Annotated in this window: 17 protein-coding genes; 6 read left to right on the top strand and 11 right to left on the bottom strand. The window is 66.9% G+C overall.

Features of this window, described 5'->3' with window-relative positions; translation table 11 throughout:
- Window positions 1-83 precede the first annotated feature (83 nt).
- A complete protein-coding gene (locus SNE35_RS03280) occupies window positions 84-653 on the top strand; it encodes a DUF2242 domain-containing protein (RefSeq protein ID WP_320421400.1) in 570 nt (189 codons plus the stop codon).
- Window positions 654-659: 6 nt separating this feature from the next.
- Here the strand turns inward: SNE35_RS03280 and SNE35_RS03275 are convergent, their stop codons facing one another.
- From SNE35_RS03275 to SNE35_RS03225, 11 genes are all read right to left on the bottom strand, one after another.
- Window positions 660-1,988 carry an RNA polymerase sigma factor gene (locus tag SNE35_RS03275; RefSeq protein ID WP_320421399.1) on the bottom strand — a complete coding sequence of 443 codons (1,329 nt, stop codon included), beginning with the start codon at window positions 1,986-1,988 and terminating at the stop codon, window positions 660-662.
- Between the two features lie 3 nt (window positions 1,989-1,991).
- Window positions 1,992-2,393: a VOC family protein gene (locus SNE35_RS03270; RefSeq protein ID WP_348539322.1), complete on the bottom strand. Its 402-nt coding sequence runs from the start codon at window positions 2,391-2,393 to the stop codon at window positions 1,992-1,994.
- Between the two features lies 1 nt (window position 2,394).
- A complete protein-coding gene (locus SNE35_RS03265) occupies window positions 2,395-2,799 on the bottom strand; it encodes a VOC family protein (protein WP_320421398.1) in 405 nt (134 codons plus the stop codon).
- 22 nt (window positions 2,800-2,821) lie between these two features.
- On the bottom strand, window positions 2,822-3,358 hold the full coding sequence (locus tag SNE35_RS03260; protein ID WP_320421397.1) for an SRPBCC family protein: 537 nt from the start codon (window positions 3,356-3,358) through the stop codon (window positions 2,822-2,824).
- A 26-nt stretch (window positions 3,359-3,384) separates the two neighbouring features.
- Window positions 3,385-3,780 (bottom strand): YciI family protein, encoded by a 396-nt coding sequence (locus SNE35_RS03255; RefSeq protein WP_320421396.1) that lies wholly within the window; start codon window positions 3,778-3,780, stop codon window positions 3,385-3,387.
- 94 nt (window positions 3,781-3,874) lie between these two features.
- Window positions 3,875-4,231 carry a YciI family protein gene (locus tag SNE35_RS03250; RefSeq protein WP_320421394.1) on the bottom strand — a complete coding sequence of 119 codons (357 nt, stop codon included), beginning with the start codon at window positions 4,229-4,231 and terminating at the stop codon, window positions 3,875-3,877.
- Between the two features lie 5 nt (window positions 4,232-4,236).
- Window positions 4,237-5,133, bottom strand: a complete 897-nt coding sequence (locus tag SNE35_RS03245) for a dienelactone hydrolase family protein (protein ID WP_320421393.1) — start codon at window positions 5,131-5,133, stop codon at window positions 4,237-4,239.
- An 88-nt stretch (window positions 5,134-5,221) separates the two neighbouring features.
- On the bottom strand, window positions 5,222-7,105 hold the full coding sequence (pepF, locus tag SNE35_RS03240) for an oligoendopeptidase F (protein ID WP_320421392.1): 1,884 nt from the start codon (window positions 7,103-7,105) through the stop codon (window positions 5,222-5,224).
- A 133-nt stretch (window positions 7,106-7,238) separates the two neighbouring features.
- On the bottom strand, window positions 7,239-8,456 hold the full coding sequence (locus SNE35_RS03235) for a sensor histidine kinase (protein WP_320421391.1): 1,218 nt from the start codon (window positions 8,454-8,456) through the stop codon (window positions 7,239-7,241).
- Window positions 8,456-9,262 carry a response regulator transcription factor gene (locus SNE35_RS03230; protein WP_320421390.1) on the bottom strand — a complete coding sequence of 269 codons (807 nt, stop codon included), beginning with the start codon at window positions 9,260-9,262 and terminating at the stop codon, window positions 8,456-8,458. Before SNE35_RS03230 ends, SNE35_RS03235 begins: the two co-directional genes overlap by 1 nt.
- 160 nt (window positions 9,263-9,422) lie before the next feature.
- Window positions 9,423-10,325, bottom strand: a complete 903-nt coding sequence (locus SNE35_RS03225) for a dioxygenase family protein (protein WP_320421389.1) — start codon at window positions 10,323-10,325, stop codon at window positions 9,423-9,425.
- Window positions 10,326-10,472: 147 nt separating this feature from the next.
- Between SNE35_RS03225 and SNE35_RS03220 the strand changes: the two genes are divergently transcribed.
- The 5 genes from SNE35_RS03220 to SNE35_RS03200 all read left to right on the top strand — a co-directional run bounded on the left by SNE35_RS03220 (window position 10,473) and on the right by SNE35_RS03200 (window position 16,871).
- A complete protein-coding gene (locus SNE35_RS03220) occupies window positions 10,473-12,053 on the top strand; it encodes an ABC transporter substrate-binding protein (protein ID WP_320421388.1) in 1,581 nt (526 codons plus the stop codon).
- 379 nt (window positions 12,054-12,432) lie between these two features.
- Complete coding sequence (locus tag SNE35_RS03215; protein ID WP_320421387.1) at window positions 12,433-12,954, top strand: GNAT family N-acetyltransferase; 522 nt, start codon at window positions 12,433-12,435, stop codon at window positions 12,952-12,954.
- Between the two features lie 231 nt (window positions 12,955-13,185).
- Entirely contained in the window at window positions 13,186-15,354 is a 2,169-nt protein-coding gene (locus SNE35_RS03210; RefSeq protein ID WP_320421386.1) for an EAL domain-containing protein, read from the top strand.
- A gap of 408 nt (window positions 15,355-15,762) precedes the next feature.
- The gene (locus tag SNE35_RS03205) at window positions 15,763-16,404 is read left to right on the top strand and encodes a choice-of-anchor J family PEP-CTERM protein (RefSeq protein WP_320421385.1); all 642 of its coding nucleotides are present in this window, start codon (window positions 15,763-15,765) and stop codon (window positions 16,402-16,404) included.
- A 29-nt stretch (window positions 16,405-16,433) separates the two neighbouring features.
- Complete coding sequence (locus SNE35_RS03200; protein WP_320421384.1) at window positions 16,434-16,871, top strand: post-PEP-CTERM-1 domain-containing protein; 438 nt, start codon at window positions 16,434-16,436, stop codon at window positions 16,869-16,871.

Here is a 16,871-nt window from a genome sequence, read left to right as displayed (position 1 = left end):
TCGCGTCCCTTTACAGTAGGGGACGGAAGGTGCTGCGCGGGCGCCGATAATGCGCCGTTGCCATGCCGATGAATCCCGCGTCCATGTTGTTTCTGTTGCCGAGGCGGCGCTGGCCGCTGACTGTTCTTGCGGCCGCGTTCGTGCTGGCCGGTTGCAGCTTCTCCAACCCGCTCGCGCCGATGCCGAAGGCCGTCTACCAGAGCGAGCGTTTCCAGTCCGACGAGACCTTCTCGCGCCTGTTCGACGGCAGCGTGGAGGACACCTGCGAGGCCGCGCGCCGCACGCTGCTGAGCCAGGGCTACATCATCAACACCACGTCCACCGGCCAGATCACCGGCATCAAGCGCTTCCAGCCGAACGGCGAAGACCACGTGGAGATCAACTTCACCGTCGTCTGCGTGCCGGACGGCAAGGGAGCCGCGGTGTCCACCGCCTACGTGTCGGCGCAGCAGGACCGCTACGTGATCAAGCGCAGCGCCAATTCGGCCAGCGTCGGCGTGGGCGCGATCGGCTCGATCTCGGTGCCGCTGTCCTCGTCGCAGGATTCGCTGGTGAAGGTGGCTTCGGAAACGATCCCCGCCGGCGAGTTCTACGACCGCTTCTTCACCTTGATGCAGAAGATGCTCAAGGAACAGATCAGCGACAAGGGCTGAACGCGGTCAGTGCCTTTGCGGCGGCGCTTGCGCTGCCTCGGCCGCCCGCTGCAGCAGCAGTTGCCGCTCGCGTTCGTTGCGCGTCAGCGCGGCGGCCTTCTCGAACTCGATCTGCGCCTCGGCCAGCCGGCCGAGCTTGAGCAGCAGGTCGCCGCGCACGCTGGGCAGCCAGTGGTAGCTCTTCAGCGCCGGCACGGCCATCAGCTCGTCGACCAGCGGCAATGCCTCGGCCGGGCCGAAGGCCATGCCGATGGCGACGGCGCGGTTCAGTTCGACGACCGGGGAGGGGCGCAACTCGGCCAGTGCGTCGTACAGCGCGACGATCAGCGGCCAGTCGGTGTCCTCGGGCTTGCGGGCGCGGGCGTGGCAGGCAGCGATGGCGGCCTGCAGGCCGTAGTTGCCGAGCGTCACGCCGCGGCCGGCGATCAGCGCCTGGGCCTTGGCCAGCGCGGCCAGCCCGCGGCGGATCAGCAACTGGTCCCAGCGTGAGCGGTCCTGGTCCAGCAGCAGCACCGGCCGGCCCTGCGCATCGGTGCGCGCGGCGGTGCGGGAGGCCTGGATCTCCATCAGCGCGAGCAGGCCGTGCGCCTCGGCCTCGTCCGGCACCAGGCCGGCAAGGATGCGGCCCAGGCGCAGCGCCTCCTCGCACAGCGCCGGGCGCATCCAGTCCTCGCCGGCGGTGGCGGAATAGCCTTCGTTGAAGATCAGGTAGATCACCTCCAGCACCGAGGCCAGGCGCTCGGCGCGCTCCTCGGCGCGCGGCACCTCGAAGGGCACCTGCGCGGCGGTCAGGCTGCGCTTGGCGCGCACGATGCGCTGCGCGATCGTCGGTTCCGGCACCAGGAAGGCGCGGGCGATCTCGTCGGTGGCGAGGCCGCCGAGCAGGCGCAGGGTCAGCGCCACCCGCGCCTCGGTGGACAGCACCGGATGGCAGGCGGTGAAGATCAGCCGCAGCAGGTCGTCGCCGATGTCGTCCTGGCGCGCGGCGTCGAGCGCGTCGACAAAGTCGGGCTGGTGGTCCTCGCCGAGCGCGGCCATGTCGGCGCCGAGTTCCTCCTCCTTGCGCGCATGCAGTGCACGCTGGCGCAGGTGGTCGAGCGCGCGATTCTTGGCCGTGGTCATCAGCCAGGCGCCGCCGTTGGCGGGGATGCCGTCGCGCGGCCAGGTCTGCAGCGCGGCGAGCAGCGCGTCCTGTGCCAGCTCCTCGGCCAGCCCCACGTCGCGGACGATGCGGGCCACGCTGGCGACGATCTTGGCCGATTCGATCCGCCAGACGGCGGCCACTGCAGCGGCGCTTGGGCGGTCGATCTCATCGCGGCCGGTCCTGCTATCCATCAATCAACCCGGCTGGCCCGACATGTGGACGAGTTCCCACTTGTGGCCGTCCAGGTCCTCGAAACCATGGGAGTACATGAAGCCGTGGTCCTGCGCCTGCTCCTGCGGCTTGCCGCCGGCCGCGGCGGCCTGGGCGACCAGGCCGTCCACCTCCTCGCGGCTGTCGCAGCTGAGGCACAGCAGCGCCTCGACGCTCTCGTGCGCGTTGACGATGGTCTTCTTCGTGAACGTGGCGAAGAAAGGCTCGGTCAGCAACATCGCGAACAGGTTCTCGCCGAGCACGAGGCAGGCGCCCTGGTCGTTGCTGAACTGTGGGTTGAACTGGTAGCCCAGCGACTCGAAGAAGGCACGGCTCTTCGCCATGTCCTTGATCGGCAGATTGATGAACAGCTGCTTGTGGCTCACGTCAGGTCTCCGGATTCTGTTGGTGGGGCTGGACGAGGTTGATCAGGTTGCCGCAGCCGTCCTCGAACATCACGAAGGTGATCGGGCCGGCGGCCTTCGGTTCGCCGCGCACGGTGACGCCGGCGGCGCGCAGCCGCTCGACTTCCCGCGCGATGTCCTGCGTGATGAAGGCCGTGGCCGGGATGCCGGCTTCGAACAGCGCCTTCTGGTAGGTGGCGGCCGGGGGGAAGGCCAGCGGCTCCAGCACCAGCTCCGCGCCGTCGACGCCGTCCGGCGAGGTGACGGTGAGCCAGCGGTACTCGCCCATCGGGATGTCGGCCATCTTCGTGAAGCCGAGCTTGCTGGTGTAGATCTCCAGCGCGGCCTGCTGGTCGGGCACCGTGATGCTGATGAACTTCAGTTGCATGGTGAAAGAAGTCTCCCTTGGGTTACTTGGCTTCGGCGGCGGCCTTCAGGTTGGCCAGGCCGGCGGCAAAGTCATCGCCGACCATCTTGTCCATGTCGAACAGCACGCCCATCAGCTTGGTCAGGTAGGGCGCCGGGCCATCCATCTTCCAGCTGACGCGGGTGCCGGCGCCGTCCGGCGTCAGCGTGAACAAGGCGCGGTTGTGGGCTTCGAAGGGCTTCATGAAGTCGAGCTTGTAGACGACCTGGCTCGACGGCGTCTGCTCGGCCAGCGTCATGCTGCCCTCGCCGCTCTCCTTGCCGACCCAGCTGTAGCTGGCGCCGGGGCCGCTGGTGCTGGCGCCGCTGTAAGTCAGCTGCACGCTCGGTTCCTTGCGCAGCCAGGGATTCCAGGTGTTGAAGGCCTTCACGTCGGCGATCAGCGGGAAGATCTTCTCGGGCGGTGCGTCGATGCGCGTGCTGCGCTCGACGACGAATTCGTTGGGCCGCGTGGCAGCGTAGATCAGCAGCAGTGCTATCGCCGCCAATACGAGCAGCGCGAGGGTCTTGATGACTTTCATGGCTTGTCTCTCTCCTGTTGTGGGCTTCAGGCGCGGTGCAGTGCGCCGCCCGGCTCGAAGTCTTCGTTCTCGTACAGCGGCCGCACCTCGATCTCGCACTCGATGCCCTTGCCGAACGGTGACGGAAAGCGGCGCGCCCATTCCATCGCCTCGTCGCGCGAGCGCACCTGGATCAAGGTGTAGCCGGCCAGCAGCTCCTTGGTTTCGGCGAACGGCCCGTCGATGACCTTGCGCCCGCCATCGCGGCCGTACTGGATGCGCCAGCCCTGGCTGCTGGGCCTGAGGCCGTTGGCGTCCAGCAGCACGCCGGCCCGGGCCAGTTCCTCGTGGAAGCTGCCCATGTCCTGCATCACCGAATCGTCGTCCGGCAGTTCCCCGGCCTCGCTGGTCGAGGTGGCCTTGACCATGATCATGAAGCGCATGATGTCGATCTCCTGTCGTATTGCCTGCCAGGACGACGGACGGCCGAGCGGCGGATCGACAATCCGCCGGAAATTTTTTTTCTGCCGTGGGACTTCAGTCCTCGTAGCAGGGGCCGACGGCGCGCACCTCGATCGTCGCCCACTCCGCCGCCGGGCAGCGCGCGGCGATCGCCAGCGCTTCCTCGCGCGTCTCGACGTTCAGCAGGAAGAAGCCTCCGACCATCTCCTTCACCTCGGCGAAGGGGCCGTCGACCAGCGTCTGCCGGCCGTTGCGCACCTGCAGGCGCGTGGCCCGGCGCGTCGACTGCAGCGAATTGCAGGCCGCCAGCACGCCCTGCGACTCCAAGGTGGCGGTGAAGTCCAGCATCCGGTTGTAGACCTCATGACCCTTGTCCAGCCCGCGCTCGGTGCGCTGGCCCACGGGTTCGACGATCAGGAGCATGTGTTGCATGGTGCTCATCCCTTCAGTTTTTCCTTGAAGAACGCGACCGTGCGGTCCCAGGCGAGCTTGGCCGCGGCGGCGTCGAAGCGCGGGGTCGTGTCGTTGTTGAAGCCGTGCTGCGCGCCGGCGTAGACGAAGGCCTGGTAGGGGACATGGTTGGCCTTCAGCGCCTGTTCGTAGGCGGGCCAGCCGGCGTTGATGCGCTCGTCTTCGCCGGCGTAGTGGATCAGCAGCGGCGCCTTGATCCGGGCGACGTCGGCCGCGGCGGGTTGGGCGCCGTAGAAGGGCACGGAGGCCTTCAGCTCCGGCACTTCGGTGGCCAGGTAGTTGGCGATGCCGCCGCCCCAGCAGAAGCCGACGACGCCGAGCCGGCCGTTGCCCATCGGCACGGTCAGCAGGTGGCGCGCCACGGCCAGCATGTCGGCACGGGTCTTGGGCGCGTCGAGCTTGCCGAACAGATCGCGGGCCTTGTCCTCGTCGCCGGGATAGCCGCCCAGCGGCGTCAGCGCATCCGGCGCGACGGCGAGGAAGCCGTCCAGCGCCAGGCGGCGGGCGATGTCCTCGATGTGCGGGTTCAGGCCGCGGTTCTCGTGCACGACCATCACCACCGGCAGCTTGCCCGTCGCACCCTTCGGCCACGCGAGGTAGGCCTGGATGCTGCCGTTGCCGGCGGGCGAATCGATCTGCGCCCGGTGGATCGCCAGCCGGACGTCGTCCGGCTTCACTTGCTGGGCGGCGGCGAACTGCGGGCTCAGGGCGGCCAGCAGGCCGGCGGCGCCGCCGATCGTGCCGACGGCGTATTGCTGGGCCTGTTCGAGGAAGCCGCGGCGACTGAGATCGCCGTGGACGTAGCGGTCGAACAGCTTCAGGACTTCGGGGGCGAAGTCGCGGGCACTCAGGCGCTCGGTCATGGTCGGGGCCTCCTGGCGATTTTTGATGGGCCGGCGCATCTTCCCGACGCGCCGGCCGGCCGTCAACCGGTCCCTTGTTGACGTCGCCTTACTTGCTGGCGGTCAGCGCTTCCAGCTCGTCCATCACGCGGTCCATGCGCTTGACGACGGCCTTGTAAGGATCCGGCTTGGCCATGTCCAGGCCGGCGGCCAGCAGCAGCTTGTACGGATCGTCGGAGCCGCCCGCCTTCAGCAGGGTGAAGTAACGGTCGCGCAGCGCCGTGTCGCCCTTGCCGATGCCCTCGGCGAAGAAGGCGGCGGCGCTGATGCAGGTGGCGTACTGGTAGACGTAGAAGTTGCGGTAGAAGTGCGGGATGTAGGCCCACTCGATGCCGTACAGCGGATCGATCTTCACGACGTTCTCGGCATCGCCGTGATAGCGCTTGAGCAGGTCGAGGTAGATGGCGGAGAGCTTCTCGCCGGTCATCGCCTCGCCCTTCTCGACGGCCTCGTGCGCCTTCAGCTCGAACTCGGCGAACATCGCCTGGCGGAAGAAGGTGCCGCGCAGGTTCTCCAGCTCCTGGCTCAGCGCGAAGATCTTCTCGTCCTTGCTCTTGGCGTGGCCGACCATGTAGTCGGCCAGCAGCAGCTCGTTGGCGGTGGACGGGATCTCGGCGATGAAGGTGGCGTAGTTGGAGGTCTCGTAGGGTTGCGTGCCGGTCGTGTAGACCGTGTGCATCGCGTGACCCCACTCGTGCGCCAGCGTGGAGACGCTGTTGTAGTTGTTGGTGAAGCTCATCAGCAGGTACGGGTGCACGTCGTACGCCGCGCCGTTCATGTAGGCCCCCGAGCGCTTGCCGGGCTGCGCCACCGCGTGCATCCACTGGCCCTTGAAGCCGTCGGCCAGCTTGCCGGTGTACTCAGTGCCCAGCGGCTTCAGCGCGTCCAAGGTCAGCGCCTCGGCCTCGGGGATCGTGTACTGGCCCTTCGGCTTGGCCAGCGGCACGTAGATGTCCTGGTAGCCGGCGCTCTTCAGGCCCAGCATCTTGCTGCGCAGCTGGAAGTAGCGGTGCAGCGTCGGCAGGCCGTTGTTGGCTTCCTGCACCAGCGTGCGGTAGACCGCCTCGGGGATGTTGTCGCCGCTCTGTGCGGCCGCCACGCTGCTGTCGAACTTGCGGGCGCGGGCCTGGAACACGTCGCCGCGCAGCTGCGCCGAATAGATCGAGCCGAGCGTGCGCTCATAGGCCTTGTAGACCGGCCAGAAGGCCTTGAACACCTGCAGGCGGATCTTCGGATCCGGGTCGGAGCGGAACGCGACGTATTGCTCCTGGTCCAGCGTCACTTCCTTGCCGTGGATCTTGATCTTGGGCCAGGGCAGGTCGGCGTTGGTCAGCAGCGAGTAGATGTTTTGCGGCTGCTGCAGCGGCTCGGCGGCGGAGGCCAGCAGGGCCTCCTCGGGGCCGCTCAGCACGTGCGAGGCCAGGCGCACGATCGTGCGCAGCGAGTAGGCGTGCTTGGCGAGGCCCGGCTCGGCCTTGATGAAGGCCTCGACCTTGTCGCTGCCCAGCGCGGCGATCTCGGTGTTGAGGAAGGAGGTGGCCTCGCCGAACTGGTTGTAGGCCGCGTCGCCGAGCTGGTTGCGGGCCTGGTTCTCGGTGTTCTTGGTGTCGACGTCGGCGGCCAGGCTGGCGTAGACGGCCATGCGGTCCAGGCGCTTGCGCAGTGCGCTGACCTGGTCCATGCCGGCGCGCAGGCCGGCGGCGGTGCCCAGCGTGCCCTTCAGGATCTGCAGCTTGGGCAGCTCGGCGAGGATGGCCTTGCGCTCGGCGTCCCAGGCTTCGACGCTGGGGTACAGGGGCTTCAGGTCCCAGACAGCGTCGGTGGCGGCCGCGGTGGCACTGGTGGCGCTGGCGGCGGCCGTGTGGTCGGCGGCCTGGACGCTGAGGATCTGCAGCGCGGCGGCCAGGGCGATGGCGGTACGTTTGGCGTTCATGGGCAGGCGGACGGCTCGTGGCCGTCGTGTGGAATGAAGCGGCCGATTGTGCAGGCCCGACCCGGGGGTGCCGGTCGTCACCTGGGGCGCCTGCCTACGGAAAAACCCGCAGGCCGGGGCCCGCCGTTGACCCCTATCGGAGCGGCAGCACGAGCGTTGCCCGCAGCCCGCCTATCTCTCTACCTTCATGTCGGTTCGCCAGCGTCAGCGTGCCGCCCTGGCGCTGCGCCAGGTCGCGCGCGATGTAGAGGCCCAGGCCCGTGCCGCCGGTGTGCTTGCTGCGCGAGGCGTCCACCCGGAAGAAGGGCTGGAACACGTTGTCCATCAGCGCCTGCGGGATGCCGGGGCCGGCATCGTCGATCGTGATGTGCAGCTCGGAGCCCACGCGTTGCACGTTGACATCGGCCCGGCCGCCGTAGCGCAGCGCGTTGTCGACCAGGTTGCCGAACACGCGGCGCAACGCGGCCGGCTGGGCCAGGGTCACCATTTCCTGCTCGCCCGAGTACGCCACCGGCTGGCCCTGCTCGGCGAGGTCGTCCGTCATCGACTGCAGCAGCGCGGCCACGTCGATCTTCATCATCGGCTCGGGGTTGCCGTCGGCGCCGCGGAACACCTCCAGCGCGTTGTCGATCAGCGCGTTCATCTCGCGCAGGTCGGCGATGTTCTTCTGCTGCAGCTCCGGCTCGGGCGATTCCATCATTTCTAGGCGCATGCGCATCCGGGTCAACGGGGTGCGCAGGTCGTGGGAGATCGCGGCCATCATCAGGCCGCGGGCGCGGAACTGCTCGCGCAGCTGGCGCGACATCGTGTTGAAGACCTTGGCGGTCTCGCGCACTTCCATCGTGCCGGTCGTCTCGTCCAGCTCGCGCGGCGCGGCGCCGCCTTGCGCCAGCGAGTCGCCCAGCGCCTGCGAGGCGCCGACCAGCTTGCGCATCGGCTGCGAGACCCAGCGCGAGCCGTACCAGGCCGCAATGCCGATGACCAGGAAGCGCACGCCGTAGTCGATCAGCAGCAGGCGGAGTCCCATCTCATGGCGCCGGCCGGGCATGTCGCGCGGCCGGTCGTCGGGGGGATGGCCCCATTCCCCTTCGTTGGCATCCGGCGGCGCGGGCCCGCGCGGCATGCGTCCGCCGTGGCCGGGCACGCCCGGCGTGGGCGGCAGCACTGGCAGCGTGGCCATCGGCCCCGGGATGCCACGGCCGCCGAACATGCCGCGCTCGTCGCCGATGGACACCAGCTGCACCACCGACACCGCCAGCAGCTGCGCGACGATCAGCGAGCCCCAGATCAGCACGAACAGGCGCTTGGCCAGCGTGTCCAGCCGCAGGTAACGCTTCAGGAAGCGTTTCATCAGCCTTGGACTTTGAGGTCGAACAGATAGCCTTCGCCGCGCATCGTGCGGATCATCCGCGGCTCGCGCGAGGAGTCCCCGAGCTTCTGGCGCAGGCGCGAGACGCTGAGGTCGATGCTGCGGTCGTTGACGACGACGCCCGGCGCGCGGGTGAGGTCGATCAGCTGGTCGCGCGTCAGCACGCGGCCGGGCCGGTCGACGAAGGCCGAGAGCAGCCGGAACTCGGCGTTGGACAGCACCACGACGACGTCGTCCGGCGAGCGCAGCTGGCGCAGCACGCGGTCGAACCGCCAGCCGTCGAAGCTGATGCTGCGCGACTTGGACGGCTCCATGCCGCGCTCGCCCTTCTTCGTGCGGCGCAGCACGGCATTGATCCGCGCCACCAGCTCGCGCGGCTCGAAGGGCTTGGGCAGGTAGTCGTCGGCACCCATCTCCAGGCCCAGCACGCGGCTGACCGGATCGCCCTGGGCGGTCAGCATGATCACCGGAACCTGGCTGCTCTGCTGCACCCACTGGCACAGCGTCAGGCCGCTCTCGTCGGGCAGCATCAGGTCCAGCACGATCACATCGAATTCATTGCCCGAGGCCATCGCGCGGCGCATCTCGGCGCCGTCCTCGGCAGTCGCGACTTCCATGCCGAAGCGGCGCAGGTAGTCACTCACGGAATGGCGGATCTCGGCGTCGTCGTCGACGACCAGGCAGCGGGTCATGGTTTCCTCCAGCGGCGCCACGCGCGCGGCTGCGGAGGCCGTGAACTGGCCAGGCGCGGGCGGACTGGCGAACCATACACCCGTCCCGTTCTTCATCACGATCATGCTGTGAGCCCCCCGCCCAGCGGGTACGCTGGTCGGCCCCCCGAGGGGGCGGCGATGCTCGCGGCATCGAGCCGCAAGCACATCGCCAGGTGGGCCGGCTTGGGAGCGGCCCGGCGCTCGGCCCGGATTGGAATTCGCATCGTGTTGTCTTTCATGCGGCGACGGCCATCGTCAATGCGGCCGTGTAGCCATTCGTCAGGTCACCGGTGACGGTCGCCATTTCCAGCGTGACGCCGTCGCTGAACACCATGTCGCTGGAAAAGCTGATGCGCGAGAAGTTCGCGATGCTGGCGCTGTAGCCGGTGGCGTTGTTGTAGACGGTGTTGCAGACATCGGTCGGGAAGGCGATCTGCGTGGTCTTCAGGGCCTTCGTGTAGGCGGTGGCCGTGGCGGCGCTGGCGTAGACCTCGACGTGGATGTGTGGCATGCGGCCCGAGTAGCAGGCAGGGAAGACGGTGGTGAAGCTCAGTGTGCCGTCGCTGGCGCTGACCTGCACGCCGCGCAGATAGTTCTCGTTGGTCACGCCGCTGCTGTACATCGAGTAGCGGCCCTCGCGGTCGCAATGCCAGACGTAGACGGCATAGCCGGAGAGATCGGTGCAGGAGGCGCTGGCATTGACCAGCTTCAGGTTCAGCGTCAGCGGCACGCCGCCGGCGACGGTGCTGCTGCTCCCGCCGAAACTGCTGCGGATGTCGCTGCGCACGATGCCGCTCTGCACCAGCACGTTGGCGATCGAGCCGTTGGCAGTGTTGGACCCGTCGGCCGGGTAGGGGCCGTTGGTTTCTTCGGGGATCACCGAGCAGCTGCTGGTGGTGGTCGTCGTCGTGGTGCCGCCCGTGCTCGTGCCGGTGCCCGAGCCGGTGCCGGTGCCGCTGTCGGTTGTCGTGCTGCTGCTGGTGTCTCCTCCACCGCCGCCGCAACCGAGCAAGGTCATCGTGCCGAAGCCCGCGGCGCTGGCCAGCCAGGCCAGCGCGATGCGGCGGCGCTGGCGGGTGGCTTCCTTGCCCAGTTCTTCGAGGTCGTGGGCCAGGCCCTGGTCGTGATCGTGCTGCATGACGCCATTGCAGCGGTGGCGCTTGTCATCCGCGTAGCGACTTTGTGTCGAGCTCGACACAAGAGCCGCAAGAGCCGGTCCGGCAGGGGAATTGCCCGCTGGCCGAGAATGCGGGCCAGTCAAGTTTCGAAGAGGAAAGATGTGCCGATGAACAAGAACAAGCTCTTCGTGGGGGCGCTCGCCCTGGCCGCCTGCGCGGCGCTGCATGCGCAGACCTTCCGCTGGGCCAGTGCCGGCGATGTGCTGACGCTGGACCCGTTCGCGCAGAACGAGACCTTGACCAACACGGTCAACGGCCAGATCCACGAGTTCCTCGCCACGCGCGACCAGAACCTGAACCTCGTGCCGCAGCTGGCCACCGAGTGGAAGCAGACCGGGCCGCTGAAGTGGGTGTTCAAGCTGCGGCCGGGCGTGAAGTTCCACGATGGCCGGCCCTTCACCGCGGACGACGTGGTGTTCTCGGTCAATCGCGCGAAGCAACCCAGCTCGCAGGTGGCGGTGTACGCCAACGCGCTGGGCGAGCCGAAGAAGATCGACGACCTGACCGTGGAGTTCACGCTGAAGCAGGTCAACCCGATCTTTCTGCAGCACGTGACCACGGTCTACATCATGAGCCGCGGCTGGGCCGAGGAGCACAAGGCCACCAAGACGCAGGATTTCTCCGCCAAGGAGGAGAGCTACACCGCCTTCCACGCCAACGGCACCGGGCCCTTCATGCTGGTCAGCCGCGCGGCCGACGCCAAGACCGTGCTCAAGCGCAACCCGAACTACTGGGGCAAGATCGAAGGCAATGTGCAGGAAGTGATCTACACGCCGATCAAGAGCGATGCGACGCGCACCGCGGCGCTGGTCTCCGGCGAGGTGGATTTCGTGCTCGATCCGGCCCCGCGCGACATCGAGCGGCTCTCGCGCACGCCGGGCGTCAAGATCGTCAACGGGCCGGAGAACCGCGTCATCTTCATCGGCCTGGACCAGGGCCGCGACCAATTGCTGTACGGCGACGTCAAGGGCAAGAACCCGTTCAAGGACGTGCGCGTGCGCCGCGCGCTGTACCAGGCGATCGACATCGAGACGATCAAGGCCAAGCTGATGAACGGCCAGTCGGCGCCCACCGGCGCCGTCGTGCCTTCGCCGCTGGGCGACTACAACGACGCGCAGATCGAGAAGCGCCTGCCCTACGACCTCGACGCGGCGAAGAAACTGCTGGCCGAGGCCGGCTACCCGAGCGGCTTCGGCTTCACGCTCGACTGCACGAACGACCGCTACGTCAACGACGAGCGCATCTGCGTGACCCTGGCCTCGCAGTGGGCCAAGCTGGGCCTGAAGGTCAGCGTCAACGCGCAGCCCAAGGCCATCGTCTTCCCCAAGCTCGAGAAGCTGGATACCAGTGCCTACATGTTCGGCTGGGGTGGCTCGATCACCGACGCCGAACCGATCTTCACCACCCACTTCCGCAACCGCGGCCCGAACGGCCAGGGCGAATACAACCGCGGCAACTTCAAGGACGACGAACTCGACGCGCTGGTCGTCGCGTCATCGAAGGAGGCCGACCCGAAGAAGCGCGAGGACCTGGTGAAGAAGGCCTTCCTGCGCGAGCAGGACCAGGTCCACTACATCCCGCTGCACCGGCAGTTCATTCCCTGGGCCGCGCGCAGCAATGTGACGGTGGTGCACCGGCCGGACAACTGGCTGGAACTGCGGTGGGTGACGGTCGGGGCGGGAAAATAGCCGGCGGCAATAGCTTGTGAGAATGGCTCGTGAGTTCAGATCCACAGGATCTCCCCATTGAGGCTGACGGCCCCTATCACGGCGACATGAAAATCGTCGCTCGCTACCTCACGCCGACGGAGGCGCACATGCTTTGCTCCTGCCTCCAGGCGGCTGGAGTACCTGCTGAAGCGGGTGATACGAATCTCGTGCAGGCACCCTCGCTGCTGGCCGGCGCTGTCGGTGGAGCCTGTTTGTGAGTACCAGAGCAATTCGTTCCGGAAGCGATGGCCGTTATCGCGGCATTCAAGCGTGGGGATTTTGCGCTTGGCGAAGACTTCGATGTCGATTCATAGGATCCAATCCTTCGCACGCCCGCGGAGTGTGAACATGGGGCCGCATGCAGTCCACACGGAACCCTCGCCTCATCTTCGAGCCTCTCCGGACCGATCACCTGGATGCACTCGCGCTTGAGTTGCTGAGACCCGAGGTGCTTGAGTACATCGAGGACGATCTCCCCTCGCTCGAAGATTTCAGGCTTGGCCTGTCTCGCGCCATTGCGGGGCCCCCGCCGAGTCGATCCGACGAGTCTTGGTTGAATTTCCTGGTCCGTCATGCGGGAACAAATCAGATGCTCGGGCGCCTGGAGGCGACCGTTCATGACGGGATCGCCGAAGTCGCATTTCTCTTTGGAGCGCGGCACTGGGGCAAGGGCTATGCGACGGAAGGTCTTGCATGGCTGCAAAGCGAGGTGCGTCATCGCTGGGGCGTATCCGGCTTCTGGGCAACAACTGTCCCTGCCAACCTCAGATGTCAGGCCCTGCTGGTGCGGAGTGGGTACGTCGAGGTGACTGCACCATTTCCCACCTTGCTCAGCTACGGACCGGGGGATCTGGTTTTCTCTAGCGAGATGCGGACTTGAAGCGAGTCAAAGGTCTCTAGCTCCGGCCATCGAGTACCGCCGCGGTGGATTCCCGCCCGCTTGTGCTCAGGGCCAAACCCCGCGACGATAGGGTCAGGTCTTGCAACCTCGGGGGCGAGGCCGAAGGCTCTTCGCCGCTGAGACATGGGTCATGTCGTGAATCCCGCATCGCGGGGTCATCCTTGCGGCAGGGGGCTGCGCTCTCACAACCAGCAGTCGGGGAGGTGGGTCATGGACGCCGAGTTCGCTTCGCCAGAAGCCAGCCGAAAATGGGCTTCGCACGGGTGGGCTTTGCATGCCGGGGGGGCGATTCAGGCGCGTCTGGCGCTGTGGGTGACGGCCATACGTGAGGCCTACGTGGCGCTGTTGCCGCTCACGGTCGTCGGGGCCTTGGCGCTGTCGCTGGCCAGCGTGCCTTACCCGCCCTTCATCGACGCCATGAGCGCCTGGTTCGGCCCGGGCTGGATGCGGGGCGCCCTGCTGGTGTTCCAGTCGACGATGGGGATGATGGGCCTGTTCGGTGCCATGTCGGTGTCCGCGCGGACGATGAATCTGCTGCACCGGCCGGACGACTCGACAGAGCTCCGAGGCATGGCCACGGTCGCCTCGGTTGCCGCCGCGGTGTTCGTCCTGTCCGTCTGGTCGACCGGCGGCGCGAACCTGCAGTCCCTGGGCTACGTCAGCGCGTTCCAGAGCTTGGTCGTGGGTGTGGCCACGGCGGAAGTGATCCTTTGGCTCAATCATCGATTCCCCCTGCACACGGAGCTGAATGTTCTCGACACCGGCGTGCATCTGCGCGACTCCCTGCACCTCACCTTCACGGCGGGCTCGGCATTGCTGCTGGTCGGCGGCGGCTACTACCTGTGCTCGTTGTGGCTGGGCTGGTGCGTCAGCGGGCTGCTACCGCATCTCGCGCCCTGGTTTCAGTCCCTGGGTCCAGAGTGGCTGAACATGGTTTCGGTGCTGTTCAATCAGCTCTTGTGGGCGATCGGGGTGAACGGTGGCCAATTGCTCCTGCACCTCGCTTCGGCGAGTTCGTCCCTGATGGCTCCCGAGCAGGTCCTGTGGTCGAACGTCGCTGCGACTCCGATGTTCATGAACGCCTTCGCCCACCTCGGCGGAGCGGGGGCGACCTGGGGCCTGATCCTCTACTGTGCGTTCCGGGGGCGCGATGCGAACTTGCGCAGGCTCGCCCTGTACTCCATCGTGCCCGCGCTGTTCAACGTGAACGAACTGCTGCTGTTCGGCATTCCGCTGGTACTCAGCCGATCCTTGCTGCTCCCGTTCATCCTGGCACCGTTGGCGAACTGCGCCATCGCGCTGGTGGCGTTTCGCCTGGGGTTCATCGTGCTCGATGGGCAGGCCGTGCCCTGGTCGATGCCGATGCTGGTCTCGGGCTACCTGATGACCGAGTCCTGGCACGGCACGCTGGTGCAACTGATGGGTCTGGTGGTCAGCACCGCCATCTACGCGCCCTTCCTGCGTCAGCTTGAACGGCTCCGCGCCGAGCGCCATGGTAGGAACCTGAAGGCCGCGATGAACGAGTTGATGCGTGAGCGCACGGGTGAGTCCACGCGATTGATCGACCGGCCGGATGCCGTGGGGGCCGTGGCCCGCTGCCTGCATCGCGATTTCCAGGCCGATCTCGGCTCCTCACGGGTCCGTTTGGCCTATCAACCTCAGCACGACGCGGATGGCCGCGTCGTGGGGGTCGAGGCGCTGCTGCGGTGGACCCATGCCAGCTTCGGCCCGATTCCGCCCGCCGCGATCATCAACATCGCCGAAGAATGCGAGCTGATCCACGACATCGGCGGCTGGGTCCTGGACCAGGCCTGCGCGGACACGCGGCGGTGGCGGGACGCTGGGTTCGCCGGGTTCAAGGTGTCGATCAACATGTCTCCCCGTCAGCTCGACGACCCGGCCTGGGCCACGACCGTGTGGCAGGCGCTTCGACGCCATGGCGTCAGCCCGCAGGATCTGGACATCGAGATCACCGAAGGGCAGTCGCTGTCGTCGTCGCCCCAGTCCGAACAAACCCTGCAGGCGCTGCAGGCGATGGGTGTGGCCCTGTCGATGGACGATTTCGGGATGGGATGCACGTCGCTGCTCTACATGCACCGCTTCCGTCTGCATTCGATCAAGCTCGATGGCCGTCTCACGCGCGAAGTGCTGACCAACGAGGTCGATCGCGACATCGTCCGCTGCATCGCCGGGCTGGGACGTGCCCAGCATGTCCATGTGATCGCCGAGTTCGTCGAGACCGCGGAGCAGCAGGCCCTGCTGCAGGAACTGGGCTGCGACATGTTCCAGGGCTGGCACTACAGCCCGGCGATTCCCGCGGCGGACCTGACGCCCTACGTCGCGAACTGGGAGAACAAGGCTTCGGCGCTGCATAGGTGACGCGATGCACTCCTGTTTGGGCGACATGCGCCCAAACCAGGGAAATTGCAAGAAGTCGGACACCTCGGACCAGTTGGGAAGATGCAACAGTCGGGATGCGGTCAGCCCGAATGAAATTCATGCATTTCGAGCAGAGCGTCCTGTATCGCGCGCGCATTTGATCGTGAATTTTTGTTAACTTTCACTGTCATTCCTATGTGTCCGCGGCGACAAATTCGCGCTAGCAAAGCGTCGATGCCTCGCCCAGTCAAGACTTTCCCGCCCCCGCGATCGAGGGGCCGGCTTCAGGGGAAACGGTTCTTTACGACAGCGCCCGCATGAACCCAAATGGGAAGACGAGACCGGTTTTATTTCACTGAAATACCCAATTCAGCGGCCGGTCGATCGTGCAACCGAGATGGGAATTTCATGAAATTCGGCAACAAATTGACCCTGGGCTTATCGGCCCTGGCCCTGGCGGGCGCAGCACACGCGAACGGCGTGGTGTTCACGGAAGGTTTCGATGACTTCGTCAAGTCTGGCTGGATTCAGACTAACCTGAGTTCGCCCGTCGGCAAGAGCTGGTCGCAAGGCATTGGCGACGCCAGCTACGCCGCGCAGAGCGGAGCCGAGACTTCCTACGCGCAGGCCACTTACTTGAGCGCTGATCTGGGCTCCGGCAGCATCGACAACTGGCTGATCAGCCCGGTCATCTCCTTGGGCGGCAGCACCGTGCTGAGCTTCTACGCCCGCACCGAAGACGTGGCCGGCTTCGCCGATAGCTTCAGCGTGCTGTTCAGCGCCGGCTCCGGCAGCGCCACCTCCGGCTTCACGACGATCCTGGCCTCGGTCACCGCCAGCACCGCCGACTGGACGCAGTACACGGTGACGCTGCCCAGCGCCGCGACCGGCCGCATCGCCTTCGAATATCTCGTGGCCGATGCCAACAACGCCAACTCGCTGGGCATCGACACCGTCTCGGTCAGCGCCGTTCCGGAACCCGCCACCTACGGCCTGATGGCCATGGGCCTGGCAGGTCTGGCCATGCTGCGTCGCCGCAAGGCTTCCTGAGCCGCACCCGCACGAACAAAGGACAAACCATGTCTATCCATAACGCCCAAGGCCGCATCGGCCTGGCCGCGGCGATCGCCGTCGCCGCCCTGATCTCCACGCCCGCCGCCCAGGCCCAATCGGCCGCCCAGCGCGTCGCCAAGGACCCCGTCACCGGCGCGCTGCGCGCCCCGACCGCCGACGAAACCAAGGCGCTCGACGCCAAGGCCGCAGCCAAAAGTCGCCTCACCGGCGCACGCGGCCTGCGCACCGGCACGCTCAATCCGCAGCCGATCCAGCACGCCGACGGCAGCGTCGAGCAGGAGCTGACCGAAGACACGCAGATCTTCTCGGTCGCGCGTCGCAACGACGACGGCACGCTGGACACCGCCTGCGTGACCGGCAAGACCGCCGCCGACGCCGCCGTCCTCGACAAGAAGGCCTTCAAGGCCGCCAAGGCGCAGGAACACAGCCATGAAGTCAAGTGA

It is taken from the genome of Roseateles agri (assembly GCF_034043675.1).
In the GTDB taxonomy this organism is placed as follows: domain Bacteria; phylum Pseudomonadota; class Gammaproteobacteria; order Burkholderiales; family Burkholderiaceae_C; genus KK5.
This window is presented reverse-complemented; position numbering and strand designations above follow the sequence as displayed.